Annotated in this window: 12 protein-coding genes and 1 other annotated feature; of the genes, 8 read left to right on the top strand and 4 right to left on the bottom strand. The window is 31.0% G+C overall.

From position 1 onward, the window contains the following. Positions 1-192: 192 nt before the first annotated feature. From AB3K27_RS06035 to AB3K27_RS06010, 6 genes are all read left to right on the top strand, one after another. Positions 193-1,527: a D-glucuronyl C5-epimerase family protein gene (locus tag AB3K27_RS06035; protein ID WP_368490338.1), complete on the top strand. Its 1,335-nt coding sequence runs from the start codon at positions 193-195 to the stop codon at positions 1,525-1,527. Between the two features lie 212 nt (positions 1,528-1,739). Beyond that, complete coding sequence (locus tag AB3K27_RS06030) at positions 1,740-2,222, top strand: MarR family winged helix-turn-helix transcriptional regulator (protein ID WP_368490337.1); 483 nt, start codon at positions 1,740-1,742, stop codon at positions 2,220-2,222. Next, the gene (locus AB3K27_RS06025) at positions 2,219-5,356 is read left to right on the top strand and encodes an efflux RND transporter permease subunit (protein WP_368490336.1); all 3,138 of its coding nucleotides are present in this window, start codon (positions 2,219-2,221) and stop codon (positions 5,354-5,356) included. The genes AB3K27_RS06030 and AB3K27_RS06025 overlap by 4 nt, the downstream gene beginning before the upstream one ends. Before the next feature lie 2 nt (positions 5,357-5,358). Next, positions 5,359-6,636 (top strand): efflux RND transporter periplasmic adaptor subunit, encoded by a 1,278-nt coding sequence (locus AB3K27_RS06020; protein ID WP_368490335.1) that lies wholly within the window; start codon positions 5,359-5,361, stop codon positions 6,634-6,636. A 159-nt stretch (positions 6,637-6,795) separates the two neighbouring features. Continuing rightward, on the top strand, positions 6,796-7,116 hold the full coding sequence (locus tag AB3K27_RS06015; RefSeq protein ID WP_368490334.1) for a hypothetical protein: 321 nt from the start codon (positions 6,796-6,798) through the stop codon (positions 7,114-7,116). 97 nt (positions 7,117-7,213) lie between these two features. Beyond that, entirely contained in the window at positions 7,214-7,864 is a 651-nt protein-coding gene (locus AB3K27_RS06010; protein ID WP_368490333.1) for a hypothetical protein, read from the top strand. A gap of 39 nt (positions 7,865-7,903) precedes the next feature. On the opposite strand, the gene AB3K27_RS06005 is transcribed toward AB3K27_RS06010, so the two are convergent. From AB3K27_RS06005 to nifS, 4 genes are all read right to left on the bottom strand, one after another. Beyond that, positions 7,904-10,321: a VIT and VWA domain-containing protein gene (locus AB3K27_RS06005; RefSeq protein WP_368490332.1), complete on the bottom strand. Its 2,418-nt coding sequence runs from the start codon at positions 10,319-10,321 to the stop codon at positions 7,904-7,906. 215 nt (positions 10,322-10,536) lie between these two features. Next, positions 10,537-11,538 (bottom strand): ketol-acid reductoisomerase, encoded by a 1,002-nt coding sequence (ilvC, locus tag AB3K27_RS06000; protein ID WP_368490331.1) that lies wholly within the window; start codon positions 11,536-11,538, stop codon positions 10,537-10,539. A gap of 58 nt (positions 11,539-11,596) precedes the next feature. Beyond that, positions 11,597-11,795: a binding site (T-box leader), on the bottom strand. Between the two features lie 95 nt (positions 11,796-11,890). After that, on the bottom strand, positions 11,891-12,961 hold the full coding sequence (mnmA, locus tag AB3K27_RS05995) for a tRNA 2-thiouridine(34) synthase MnmA (protein ID WP_368490330.1): 1,071 nt from the start codon (positions 12,959-12,961) through the stop codon (positions 11,891-11,893). 18 nt (positions 12,962-12,979) lie between these two features. Next, the gene (gene nifS, locus AB3K27_RS05990) at positions 12,980-14,149 is read right to left on the bottom strand and encodes a cysteine desulfurase NifS (RefSeq protein ID WP_368490329.1); all 1,170 of its coding nucleotides are present in this window, start codon (positions 14,147-14,149) and stop codon (positions 12,980-12,982) included. A 130-nt stretch (positions 14,150-14,279) separates the two neighbouring features. Between nifS and AB3K27_RS05985 the strand changes: the two genes are divergently transcribed. Both AB3K27_RS05985 and AB3K27_RS05980 read left to right on the top strand, forming a co-directional pair. Beyond that, positions 14,280-14,702: a hypothetical protein gene (locus AB3K27_RS05985; RefSeq protein ID WP_368490328.1), complete on the top strand. Its 423-nt coding sequence runs from the start codon at positions 14,280-14,282 to the stop codon at positions 14,700-14,702. A 248-nt stretch (positions 14,703-14,950) separates the two neighbouring features. After that, positions 14,951-15,223 (top strand): hypothetical protein, encoded by a 273-nt coding sequence (locus tag AB3K27_RS05980; RefSeq protein WP_368490327.1) that lies wholly within the window; start codon positions 14,951-14,953, stop codon positions 15,221-15,223. Positions 15,224-15,319: the final 96 nt, after the last annotated feature.

The raw sequence follows: 15,319 nt of genomic DNA, 5'->3' as shown, positions 1-15,319 counted from the left end.
TGGAGGTAATTTTTTTCAAGCTTAATTCAAAATGCTGTTATATTTTATATAATATTTAAATACCACACCCTATATACAGTAAAATAATGGATTGTTAAACTTAAATTATTGTATTATACTTAGCACTATATGAGTACTAACTAATGCTTAATGATTTTAGTACTTTCTATCTAAGTTGGGAGGTTAAATAAATTGTTTAAAAAAACATCTTATATAGACTGTTTATTTCTAATCATTTTTATGTGGACTAGCACCGTACAGGCTTCACAAACTGCAGATGATTATTACAACTCAATAAGTAATATACCCTATTCAGAGCCTTATGCTGCACTAGACTTACTTTCAAAAGCCTACAGCATTTATCCAGATGATGAAAGATTTATAAATGGTTTGAATGAAAAAGCAGAATTGATACTGAATTGGAGTAAAGGAACTAATTTAAAGGGAAACTACACAGATGCCTGTAGAGGCTACACTGCCATAATAAACACTGAGGGAGTATCTGAATATATAAAGGACAAAGCAAATATACTATATTTAATTGCACAGCAAAAAGATATTTCTATTAAAACTGTATTAAATCAACCAGAGAACTTTAATTTAATTGAACAATATCAAAAATATTATATGAATTCCGGATATGAATATCAAAGTATAGGATATTATAATACCTTTGACAACTACTTATCTATAGAAAATGTTGCAAGTTATACCGACGATAACATAATAAAATTTGACGTAAAGGGAATACCTATGGTAAATTACAGTGGAAGTTATCATTATAATCCTGTTACTATAGATCAATATGCTCTATCTTATTACAATATATATCTAAATTCTAAAAAAGCAAACAAAGAAAATCTATATATGAAGCAAGAATTTTTAAATGCTGCAGACTGGCTTATAGAAAATATGGACAGCACAGGTGCTATTAGATATGATTTTAATTATAAACATTATCTAGACGATAATGAATTACAACCTGGTTGGATATCTGCAATGGCTCAAGGACAGGCCCTTAGTGTATTTTCTAGAGCCTACTACCTTACAGGAAATAAAAAATATATTTCTGCAGGAAATTTAGCTCTTAGTTTTTTAACTACAAGAACCTCTCAGGGAGGTCCAATGGATAATTTAAGCTCTTTGGGAAATCAAATGGCAGATTATATATTTTTTCAATTGTACGTGACAAATCCCCCTTCATACACTTTAAATGGACATATGTTTACTTTAATAGGATTATATGATTGGTCAAATATTCCTAATAATAAGGAATATACTGATAGAGCATCTACATATTTTAAAAAAGGCCTACTCACATTAAAATATATACTCCCCTATTATGATATGGGAGGCTTCGTATCTTATGACTTAGGATATTTAACCAAACCAGGTACATCTCCTACAATTAACTTTGACTACTATGGAATTCATTTAACCTTGCTAGATACACTTAATATTATAACAGGTGACAGTGATTTTAAATATTATAGAAATCTTTGGACTTCTTATATACAAAAATATTAGTAAAAGCTTAGCTTCAATTCAGGCTAGGCTTTTTAGTCTATAATTTAAGATAAATTTAAGATATGTAAATATTATATAAAATTTGTTACTAATTCTTGAAATTTTATCCGTATAAATATATAATTTAATCTGTGAATTATATATTTATAAAATATTTAATTATTAAATATTTCATTCATGTACTAACTAGCAAGGGAGGTATTGAAATAGACTTGGAAAAAAGTAATTTACTTATTATTGAAGATATAAAAAAAAATTTCGATGATTTTTTTTTACTTATTAAATATATTTTAAGTAATTTTAAATACGAAGAAAAGCTTCCTATTGCTCAATTATTTTTTTTGCACCAACTTGAGGAACATGGTCAGTATAAAGTAAGCGAACTGGCAAAAGAGCTTGGAATAACTCCTGCCGCTGTTACAAATTTAAGTAATAAGTTTGTAGATAAAGGATTGGTGTACAGATATCGGCCAGATTATAATAGAAGAATTGTTATACTGTCTCTTACCCCGGAGGGAATTAATTATGTAAAAAGATTGAATAAGATAAAATATGATTTCTTAGAAGAAGCAGTTTCTATTTTGGACAAGGATGATTTGAAAAACATAGTTTACGGTTTTTCAAAATTAAATTATGCTCTTAAAAATTATAAAAATAAAACTATTATATCTATGACTAAGGAGGGTAAAAAATGAACTTAACTGAACTATCTGTACGAAAGCCAGCAGCAATAACCATGTTACTATTGTTCTTGTTGGGTCTTGGGGTATTTGGTTATAGTAAATTAGGGGCAGATCTTATGCCATCTATGAATATACCTGTAATCTCTATATCCACTACATATTCTGGTGCCAGTGCTGAAGACATAAAAAAAGATATAGTAAAACCTATTGAAGATTCCGTAGCTGGTATAAGCGGTATTGACACCTTACAATCTACAGCAAATGAAGGATATGGACAAACCATCATAATGTTTAAAAGCGATGTAAATATGAACACAGCTTTTTTAGATGTACAAAAAGCTGTAGATACTGCGCAAGCTACACTTCCTAAAAACGCAGACAAGCCTGTTCTATTTAAAATAGACACAAATGCCATGCCTGTTCTAATGTTATCTGTATCTGGAGATGTATCTCACGACGAATTATATAATGAATCCAATAATATAACTGATTCCCTTAAAAAAGTTGAAGGCGTGGGAAATGTATCTCTCCTTGGAACTCAAGAAAAACAGCTTATGATAAAACTGGATAAAGCAGCTATAGAATTCTATGGAATAAATACAAGTATATTGATTTCCAAATTACAATCAGATAATGTAAGCTTTCCTGCAGGTCAGATAAAACAAGAAAACCTAAATGAAACTGTAAGGATTATGGGTCAACTGGAAAATATAGATGAAATAAAAAATTTATTAATACCTACTTCAATTGGTGGTACTGTTCGTCTATCAGATATAGCTGACATAAATTTAGAATATCCTGATGAAAATCAATACGTAAGAATAAACGGTAAAGATACCATAGGAATAAATGTACAGAAACAAAGTGATGCAAATGTAGTTGAAACTGTAGATAATATAAACGCAGAACTTGAAAAAATCAAAAAACAGCTGCCAAAGGGAATGACCTTGGTAACTGCCTATGATAGTACTAAATTTATAACTTCATCTCTTTCTGAAATAAAACGTACTCTGGTAGAAGGTATAATAACCACTGCTCTGGTTTTATTTATATTTTTAAGAAGCTGGAAATCTTCATTAATAGTGCTTGTAGCCATACCTACTTCCCTCATTGCCACTTTTTTTATGATGTATGTTATGGGATTTACACTAAACATGATGTCTTTAATGGGTTTATCCCTTTGCATAGGAATACTTGTAGATGATTCAATTGTTGTACTTGATAATATAAAACAGCATCTGTCCATGAAAAAACATCCACACCAGGCCGCCATAGATGGACGTAATGAAATAGGGCTGGCAGCCATTGCTATAACACTCTGTGATGTGGTGGTATTTGCTCCAGTTGCATTCATATCAGGTATGGCAGGACAATTCTTTAAAGAATTTGGATTGACTATAGCTTTTGCAGCATTATTTTCTCTATTTGTTTCTTTTACCATTACGCCTATGCTGGCATCCAGAGTATTTAAAGGATCTGATAATAAACCTAAAAAAACTTCTGGTAGATTTACTAGAATTAAAAATACAAAATTATATAAAATGTTTAGTTCTCTTTCAAAATCTCTAGATAATGTGACAGTAGTATATAAGAAAGCTCTCATATGGTCGCTAGACCATAGAAAAAGAGTGTTAATTATTAGTATAGCTGTATTAATAGGTACTATTCTATTAATACCGGCAGGTGCCATAGGAACAGAACTTATTCCTTCTACGGACCAAAGCTCCTTTAATATAAATATGACTTTTGATTCAGGAGCAACCTTGAATCAGATGGATAAAAGTGTTAAACAGGTAGAGAACTATCTACACGGAGTCAAAGAAATAAAAACTTATTATGCCATGGTAGGATCCAGCGGTAACAGTATAAGTTCTAATACTTCTAACACTGCAAGTATATATGTAGAACTTTACCCTAAAGATGAGAGAAAATTATCTCAGTCTGAAGTAGCCAAAAAAGTCCGCAACTGGGGAAATGCTTCTTTAGCAGGAACAGATTTTTCTGTAGCTGAATCTGATATAAGCACCAGTAGCAGCAGTAAACCTATATCAATTCAAATATTAGGTAACGATTCCGATACCATAAATGAAATATCCAATAAAGTAGAAGAAACAATAAAAACAGTTTCAGGTATTACAGATGTAGATAATTCTACCAAGGTAAGTGAAAGTGAATTAAAAGTACAGATAGACAGATTAGCTGCATCACAATATGGTGTATCCATATCAGACTTATCTTCAGTACTGAGAACCGCAATTCAAGGTTCATCTGGAGGAGTATATACCACAAATGGAGACGACTATGATATAACAATAAAATTTAATGATGAATATGTAAAAACCGCTTCAGATATAGGCTCTATAAAAGTACTCAGCAGTTCAGGTCAATCTGTTCCTATAAGTGAAGTTGCAAAAATAGTAAGATCCGACAGTCCTAAATCTATATCAAGACAGGATAGACAGGATGTCGCTACTGTTTCTGCAAATATTCAGGGAAGGCCCCTTGGTGCTGTAAGTAAAGATTTAACTAAAAAATTAGAGCCATTATCTGTCCCAGAAGGCTACCAAATTAAATTTGGTGGAAATCAGGAGAGTATGTCAACTAATTTTACTTCTCTAATACAAGTATTAATTATTTCCTTAGTACTTATTTATATGATATTAGTTGTACTATATGAATCCTTCTTAACACCATTTATCAGAATGATATCTCTTCCTTGTGCTCTAATAGGAGCCATAGGGATACTTGCAATTACTGGTAAAACTTTAAATATGATGTCTCTTATAGGCTTCATAATGCTGGATGGATTAGCTTCTAAAAATGGTACACTTTTAATTGACTACACAAATACCCTTATAAAACGGGGAAAAAATTTAAAAGAAGCTCTCATTGAATCTGGAGAAAGAAGACTGAGACCTATTATAATGACCTCTGCAACTATGATTGTAGGTATGCTTCCTTCTGCCCTATCTCTAGGAGAAGGCAGTGAAATAAAATCCAGCATGGCTCTTGTAGTTATAGGTGGAATGATAGCTTCTACTATTCTTACTCCTATAATATTACCTATAGTCTATACATTGTTGGATGACTTAAAAAATTATGTGCTTAGAAAAATAAAGAAACATCCAGAAATTCAGGAGGTGTGATCATGAGGAATGTTATGAAAAGTATTGTTTTAAAGTTGAAAAATAATATAGGTAAAATAGTATTAATTGCACTGGCAGTTTTAATCATCTTTAGTATAGTACATAATATAATAAAAAATAAAAGTACAGAAACTACAAATTCCATCAAAAATGTAAAAGTAATTAAAGTAGAACTTTCTTCTTTATCTACAGATGTAAATTATTCGGGAAAATTAACTGCTAAGGAGGAAGTTTCAGTATCTCCTAAATCGCCTGGAAAAGTTAAGACTTTAAATGTAAAAGTGGGCAGTACAGTAAAAAGTGGAGAAACATTATTTACTCTTGATTCAGACTCTCTGCAGGCCCAGTTGAAACAACAGCAGGCAAGTATAGACTCTGCCAAAGCTAATTTAAATAAAACAAAGAGTTCAGGAGTAGAACAACAGGTTGTACAAGCCCAGCAGGCAGTAGATAGTGCTAAAATATCCTATGATGATGCCCAAAGCAGTTATAATAGAACAGAATCATTATACTCTTCCGGTGCTGCATCAAAGCAGGAATTGGATACGGCTAAAACTAAACTTGACAGTGCATCTGTAGCTCTATCTTCTGCACAACAAAATCTAAGCTTAATTCAACAGAAAATTGGCCCTGAATCTGTAGATGTAGCCCAAGCTCAGGTAACCCAGGCTGAAGCCGCTGTGGATTCAATACAGTCCCAAATTAATGATACCATAATTAAAGCTCCTATTTCTGGTATTGTATCTGCTGTAAACATACATGAAGGAGAAATTTCTCCTACTGCAACAGCATCTATAACTATAATAGATTTAAGTTCACTTATAGTTGAAGCAACTGTACCGGGAAACATGCTTTCAAAAATTAAAGTAAATCAATCTATACCTGTAGTTATTCCTTCTCTATCCAATAAAGAAATAACCGGTTCTATAGAAACTATAAATCCTGATGCAGACAGTACAACTAAAGAATATTTGATTAAAATAAAGATATCTAATCCAGAAGGGGAATTAAAGCCAGGTATGTTTGTTAAAATATCCTTACCTGATGAAACCCAGGATAATATACTTACTGTAGCCAACCAGGCCGTAAAAGTAGAAAATGGAGTTTCCTATCTATACAAGGTGGAAAACAATAAAATAAAGAAAGTATCTGTAAATACAGGACTTTCAAATGATAAAATTACCCAGATAATATCTTCAAAAATACGTGCAGGGGATAATATAGTACCAGAAGGTCAAACCTTTTTAAATGATGGTGATAAAGTTAAAATTTTAAAATAAATTTTAACTTAGAAAGTAAGAGACGTAGATTCTAAAAATCTACGTCTTTTGCTTTCTACTTAAAAACTTAAATTGATGTCACAAATTAATTTTGATTCATATTATAGATTAGGAGTAAAGTACTGTAATTTACATTTAATTAAAAAGGGGAGGAACAAATTGACTAGCACATGCAGCCTTGAAAATCATTTAGCAAAATTTATAGGCAAAACTATAACTATATGTACCACTGGCGGAGGGAAATACGGATCTTTTACAGGAATTTTATTATATTCAAATAATGGTTATATAAGATTGATAACTAGAGCAGGTGCTGCCCCTGATTGTTTACCAGGAAACAACTGTATGCCTCCTTTCACCTCTCGGGATTCTTATTCAAACATGACCGAAAATTTCGATAAGAACAATATAAATAATTCTGGATGTATAATTGATATTCCTATATGTGCTATAACGTCCTTTATTCATAATTCTATCTAAATTTTATTTAAACAACTGGCACCATCATCAATAAGGTAGTGCTTAAATATAAATCACACCAGTTTTTCATTATTTTCATAGAAAGGAGTTGAATACATTGAGCAGACATCATCATAGAAGACATTCTAGAAGACACCGTTCAAATCATAAAGATAAAAACTATTTTATTTCTAATGAAAAATCACCTATAGATTCTAATTATATAGACATAAACGCAAATCGTAAGACAGATAATACACTATGGGAAAATACAGCCTGTATAAATGAGTTGGATGAAAATAAATTAGAGTGTGCTGACAGTTTCGGTATCTGCAATGAACAGGATTCACCAGAAAATTTACCTATTAATAACTATAACGACTCTTCCATTGTTGAAACCATCCCTTCATGCTGTGCTCAAACCTCTACAGATTGTAATAACATTGGTTCCATGAGCTTTATAGATAATTTAAAAAAACATACCGGAAAAAAGACAACCATATATACATCTGGCGGAGATTCTTGTAGATGTAACTTTACAGGAATATTAATAGGGGTAAATCATTGTTTTATAAGACTTGTAATTAAGATAGGTGAAACTCCAGTTTATGAACCAGAAAATAACTGTAACGATGACTTAAATTCTTATAATGATATTTTACCTTTTGACAACTGTAATTCAGAACAAAATTGCAAAAATGATGACATAAGCACCTTTGTGGATATTCCTATTGATAAAATAACCAGCTTTATCCACAGTAATATTTAAACCATTAGCTGGCATACTGAACTTTATGCCAGCAGAGCTTTAACTTTTTAATCCTTTCAAAACAGCTAATTTTGACATGTCAAATATAGAATTTCTCTCCTCAATTATAGTTATATTTTCTTGTATATATTTCTTATCCTCACTTAATGTAAATAACGAAGCCACATTTTTATTAAAAGAGTTACTCATTAGACTTTTAAGTATATGCCTAGTTTCTTCCCTACTGTGAAGTTTCTCACATAGCTCTTCTATTGTAGAGTCAACTTTTGGAATATACTTATCTTTTAATAATTTCTTTTTCTTTATCTTATTTAATACTAAAATTGATAATTTTAAAATATCACATCTTACGTTAAATTCTACTTTATCATAACTTTGGCATATGAAATTTACTGCTTTATTCAATTGATTTGTGTATATATCTATATTCTCTTTTCCTATAATAAAAGCAAGCATAACCATAGCTGTAGTTTCTATCTTATCCTCTATACTACTGTCTTCATAATCCACAAAAGCTCCATCTGCAAATTGATTTTTAGCAATTATCCTAAGAAGTTTTTCTCTGGGATATTTTTTATCCAAATACTTATTATCACTAAGATTTATTTCTAGATCATCTTCATATATAAAACTTCTATACAAAAATCCCGTTTCTTCATCTTCATCCATTTTATGATTTAAAGTATTTTCCTTTACTTTTATAGGAATTATATCTCTAAGCTGAATTCCAAGTACCGGCTCCTCCCTGAGCTCCATTAATATGAATGTTGTTTCACGACTTATAAGTTTATTGTCCTTTGAAAGTTCTATTATTTTCTTTCTCATATTTTCCCTTATTATGCCTCTTTCAGCTCTCATATTTATTTCCAGTGATTTTATTCTTTTTTTAGCCCATATTTTTTTTAATAGATTAGCATTTTCTTCTGTATTAAAATTATCTATATCTACCTTTTGTATATATTCCTTTTCACCTACATTTCCCTTTAATATTATCTGTCCTCCTACTTCTCCCAGTACATTTGCAAATATTGAAAAAGGTTCTCTATCATACATATATTCTATAGTTCTAGGGTAAGAATTTTTTACCTTGAGTTCACCCCAGTCAATTTCTATATTATGAACCTGAGGATTTTGTATTCTATTAAATTGTCTTAAGACTATATCTTCAATTCTCTCACCTATATCTATAAACTCTGCTTTTCCACAACTTTCGTGAGCTAATTTATTTAAAAAATAGTTATTGGCAGATGAATCTATTCCAAAAGTAAATATTCTATTGTTTCCTATATTCTCTCTAACATAGGCAAGTATATTTTCTTCATCATCTACTAAATCATCAGTAAATAAGAGAATTGTATTTTTATCCCCTTCTTTTTCCAGACTATATCTTATTGCTCCAAATATATCTGCATCTTCTTCAATATTCAAATTATCTATCCATTTGGAAGCCTTTCTTAAAGAATCCTGATTAAACTCTATCATTCCATCTTTTGAAAAATCTATTAAATTTACTCCCATAGCTACTATATCGAAAGTATCTCCTTTAGATAAATTTCTTATACAAAGCTGAAGTGCATTTTTTGCCTGTTCTAACTTTTCGCCTTTCATGGTATCTGAAATGTCAATTAAAAATATATAATTTTCCTTAATTTCTTCCTCATAAGGATCAAGCTTTGGAATCATCCTTATATATACTATTCCTTTTTGCTTGTCATTTTCTTTATATTCATATATCATTCCATCTGCTTCAAGAGTTTCTCTTTCTTTTATAAACAATGTAAATTCTTTATCTATTAAATAATAATCCTCTTCTAAAGTTATTTTAGCTACTGTATCTCCTTCCCTTTCCACTTTTATTTTATGGTAAGGACATCTAAAATCAACTCTGCTTAAAGATTCTACTATTATATTTACCTTAAATTCAAAATCTTCATCCTTAACCTTTCTTATTCCAAATCTATTAACTAAATTACTCTTTAATTCTTCAATTTTGGATTTGCTCTTTATTATCTTAGGTTCTGAAATTGCAGGTATTGTAAGCTTAAAAGTACTATCTTTATAGTCTAATTCATCTATATAGGAAAGCTTTATTTTGACAGTCTCGCCGGAAATTATTTTGCCTATGCTTATTTTGAAAAAATGAGGGCTGAATTCCTCCAGTGAAAAGATACTATCTCCTCGAATTCTTGCATTTTCATAAACTTGCAGGGCCTTATCTTTTTCTTCCACTATTGCTTTTAAAGTTCTTCCACCTATTTCTGCTTCAAATCCAGATATTACTGCTGTAACTGGAATAGGAAAAATATATACCCCTTCTATATCTTCATTACTGCAATTTTCATAAATTTGATTTACAAATACTTCGCCATATCCTGCACATAAGTTACCTGTGATATTTACTTTTTTTAACAATATACCATCATCAATTCCCCTGTTTGTTTTATCATAAGCTAACATAAGCTCGCCTCCTTCTTAATATATATAAATAGTGTTAACATTATTAATCATTTGACACCCTTAATTTTTAACTAATACTAAAATTTAATTATAATCTGTATATTATTATACCATATTTATCCTCATTTATTTTTATACAAATCAGAAGTTTAGAACAAAAATTTGGAGGCTTTGGCATTGCCAAAACCTCCAAATTTAATATTTTAATTCTATAATTATTTACTATTTATCCAGGACATCATAGATCTAAGTTTTTTCCCCACTACTTCAATAGGATGATTCTGTTCTTTTTTCCTCTTTGCAATAAATGAAGGTCTTCCTGTCTGGTTTTCCAATATCCAGTTCTTGGCAAAAGTACCGTCTTGTATTTCTCCCAATACCTTTTTCATTTCTTTTCTTGTATCCTCTGTTATTATTCTCTTGCCTATGCTGTAATCTCCATATTCTGCAGTATCACTTATGGAGTATCTCATATAGCTTAATCCGCCTTCATTCATTAAATCTACAATTAATTTCATCTCATGCATGCACTCAAAATATGCATTTTCAGGTGCATATCCTGCTTCAACCAGAGTTTCAAACCCTGCTTTTATAAGTTCTGATACTCCTCCACAAAGTACTACCTGTTCTCCAAATAAATCTGTTTCTGTTTCATCTTTAAACGTGGTTTCAAGAACTCCTCCTCTTGTACCTCCTATCCCCTTGGCATAAGCCAGTGCATAATCCTTGGCTTTTCCACTGTAATCCTGGTATACTGCATAAAGGCATGGAACTCCCTTTCCTTCTGTATACTCTCTTCTTACAATATGTCCCGGTCCTTTAGGTGCAACCATAATTACATCCACATTTTCTGGAGGGGTTATCTGATTGAAATGTATGTTGAATCCATGGGCAAACATAAGTACTTTTCCCTCTGTCAAATTATCTTTAACACTGTCAATATATAGACCCTTTTGCTTTTCATCTGGAATCAGTATCATAACTAAATCTGCTTTTTTTACAGCATCTGCAGCTTCCACCACTTCAAAACCATCTTCTTCTGCCCTTCTCCAGGACTTGCTGCCTTTATATAAGCCAACTACCACATTAATTCCACTGTCTTTTAGGTTTTGTGCGTGAGCGTGACCCTGGCTTCCATAGCCTAAAACTGCCACTGTTTTATCCCTCAATAAATCCAGATTACCATCTTCATCATAATAAATTTTTAAGCTTTCCATTATTATTTCCTCCTATATTGTTTATTTCTTAAAAATAGCATAAAAAAATAGACCTTCTGCCTGGGGCGAAAGTCTACCGCGGTACCACCCAAATTTCTTACTCATACTTTATAACGGCTTCTACCGGCACAGCCTACTATAAGTTCAGCTTACAACTCCAGGGGGAGTTTCAACATGTAACATTTATGGATTTCCAGCTTCAACCACTCTCTTTAAAATGTTAGTCACATTTACTTGATCCCTGTCTTAGTTTTTAATGTTATTTTCATAGTCTACTACACATCTCATTTTATGTCAATATGTTAATAAACCTTCAAAAAATTTATTTCTTTTAATTCTAGCACTTATAATATTAACTGTCAATAATTCCTCCACCAATTAAAATGTTATCTTTGTAGAATACTACAGACTGCCCTTTTGTAATTGCCCTTTGTTTGTCAGTAAATTTTACTTTTACTTTTTCTTTGTCTATGGAACTTACTACTGCCTCTGCAGGCTTTGAGGAATATCTTATTTTAGCTTTTACCTTCATTGGTGAGGTCAAATTCTCAAAGGGAAGAAAATTCACATCTTTTGCCACCAAATCCGTTTTAAATATATCTTCTTCGCTGCCAAGTACAACTTCATTGGTATGAGGCTTTATATCTATAACATACATAGGCACGCCAAAGGATAAGCCCAGTCCTTTTCTCTGACCCAATGTATAGTAAACTATCCCCTTATGTTTTCCCAGTACATTCCCCTGTTTATCTATAAAATTTCCTTCTTTTACTTTGTCTTTCATGATTCTCCTTATATAAGCTCCATGATCATTATCTGGAATGAAACATATTTCTTCGCTATCTCTTTTAGAATAGACATTAAGTCCTATTTTTCTTGCTATTTCTCTTATTTCTTCTTTTTTATATATTCCACAAGGCATTAAAGTATGCGCCAGCTGAAACTGAGTAAGATTGTAAAGAGCATAAGTTTGATCCTTATTATAATCTTTTGATTTCTTCAGCGTATATCTGTCTTTGATTTTTTCTACAGTGGCATAATGTCCTGTAGCCACATAATCTGCACCTAAATCCATGGCTCTCTTTAAAAGTTCATCAAATTTTATATATTTATTACAAGCTATACATGGATTGGGTGTCCTTCCTTCCATATATTCCTGTATAAAATAGTCTATTACATTCCTTTTAAATACATCTTTAAAATTCATAACATAATGAGGTATATTAAGATGATATGCTACCATCCTGGCATCTTCTACAGTACTTAAAGAACAGCATCCCCCTTCCATACCCTTATAGTAGTCATCTTCCTGCCAAACTTGCATTGTTACTCCAATAACTTCATATCCTTGTTCTTTCAAAAGATGCGCTGCAACGGAACTGTCTACTCCACCACTCATACCTACTACTACTTTTTTTGCCATTTTATCACCTATTCTAATCTAAAATTTTTTAGAATCCCATTTTGCATTATTTTCTCTTAATTTAAACACTGTATCTTTTATAATACCCGTAACATAGCTACTATCTTCCTCTGTAGTATTAGCTCCCAAGCTAAGTCTAATAGAGGATTTTGCCCTACTGTCGGAAAGCCCTATGGACTTCAGCACATAGGATGGTTCCATGGCTCCTGCAGAACACGCACTTCCTGCAGATACGTATATCCCTTTATTATCTAAAGCCATAACCAGAATTTCTCCCTCCGCAAAATCAAAAGAAATATTTATGTTGCCTGGAAGTCTATTGCTTTTATGTCCATTTAATCTGGTATGAGGTATTTTTAAAAGTTTTTCTATCATTTTATCCCTAATGTAACTTAGTCTTTCATTTTCCCTATCCATATTTTCAACTGCGATTTCAAGTGCTTTTCCCATACCAACTATACCTGCAATATTCTCCGTTCCAGCTCGTCTACCTCTTTCTTGGGAACCTCCATGAACAAAACTATCTATTTTTACTCCTTTTTTTATATAGAGAGCACCTATACCTTTAGGTCCATAAAATTTATGAGATGACATAGACAAAAGATCTATATTCATATCCTTAACGTCAATGGGAACATTACCTACTGCTTGAACTGCATCTGTATGTAGTAAAACCCCTCTTTTTTTGCACACATTTCCTATTTCTTTTATAGGCTGTATAGTTCCTATTTCATTATTTGCAAACATTATAGATACAAGTAATGTATCTTCTCTTATAGCTTCTTCAAGTTTTTTTATATCTACTGTTCCAAATTCATCCACAGGAAGATAAGTAACTTTAAAGCCTTGTTTTTCCATATATTTGCAGGTGTTTATTACCGCAGGATGTTCAATGCCTGTAGTTATTATATGCTTTCCTTTTTCCTTATTTGCAAAAGCTACTCCTTTTATGGCCCAATTATCTGATTCTGATCCTCCACTTGTAAAAAATATTTCATCTCTATTTGCATTTATAGCTGATGCTATCTTTTCTCTATCCCTTGTTATGGCCATTTTTGTACTTCTCGATATATGATAGACGGAAGAAGGATTACCAAAATACTCATGAAAATATAATTTCATCTCTTCTATAACTTCTGGTTTTACAAAAGTTGTAGCTGCATAGTCCATATAAATTTCTCTATTCATTGATTACATCTCCTGTACAAATCATCTTTAAACAACTAATAATTATTATACTAATTTTATTTTTAAATATACTTTTTGTCAATATAACACATTTTGAATTGCATAAAATTATCTCTTTATGATAATATAATTGTTATTATTAGAGAATGGAAATAAGAATGCTGTGCTATCTTTAAAAAGCTGCTGCAATAGCAGTCATGATTCCACTTCTAATAGCTGCCAAAATAAAACAAAATGCAGCAGCTGTACAAACTGCAGAAACAACTGTAAAAATTCTATTTCATCTGAATCAAATGTAACACTTATAGAAACAGAGGAACTCTATAATGATTTAAGAGATTTCCTTAATAATAGTGACGTATCACAAAATATAATATTAAATTTTATAGAACTTGATAAAATAAATTTATCAGATAAAGAAGGAACTGAAGTAAATAATATTATCCATAAGGGATTCACCCCTCCAATAACTGTGATTGATGGAATAATAAGATACTATGCAGGTATATCGAATATATTAATTTATAAGGATGTAAAAGAACTGCTTGAATAATCAAGATAAATCTTAAAGTTACTATTTTGCTGCTATAGATTTTTCTATAGTCAAACCGCAAAGATATTGATAATCAATATCAATTAAAGCATAATAAATTATAATGGTTAAATTATCTATAAGGAGTAAAATTGTACTCATATACTTACTTTTTCTTTTCTATATTTTATTCCAACGTTAGAATTAGCTAACACTGTAAGATATAGACTTACAATGAGATACTATATCAATAGAAAGGAGAAAAACTAATGCAAACAATAAAGTGGCAGAATATATTTGGTTCAGATTTAAAAGCTATAAAACAGCACCGCTATTGTACAGAATACTATATCGAAAATCAGAGCGGTACAGGAAAACTTATAAAGTATGAAGTACTTCCAGGAATTCAATTGACATATAATTTGTTCCAACTAAATATAAACCCAAATAATAATATAACAAATACAAATATTATAGAAATCAATCATTGCCTAGAGGGCAGATATGAATGCGAGTTTAAAAAAATGATTATATATATTTAAATAAGGGTGATTTATCTATTAGTAATTTTTCATGTAAGAAGATTTCATCTAGTTTCCCATTAGGATATTTTAAGGGTATATCTATTATCATTTATT

This window comes from Clostridium sp. BJN0013, from assembly GCF_040939125.1.
GTDB lineage: Bacteria > Bacillota > Clostridia > Clostridiales > Clostridiaceae > Clostridium_B.
Note: the sequence above shows the minus strand (reverse complement) of the source record. Positions and strands in the feature narration are given on the sequence as shown.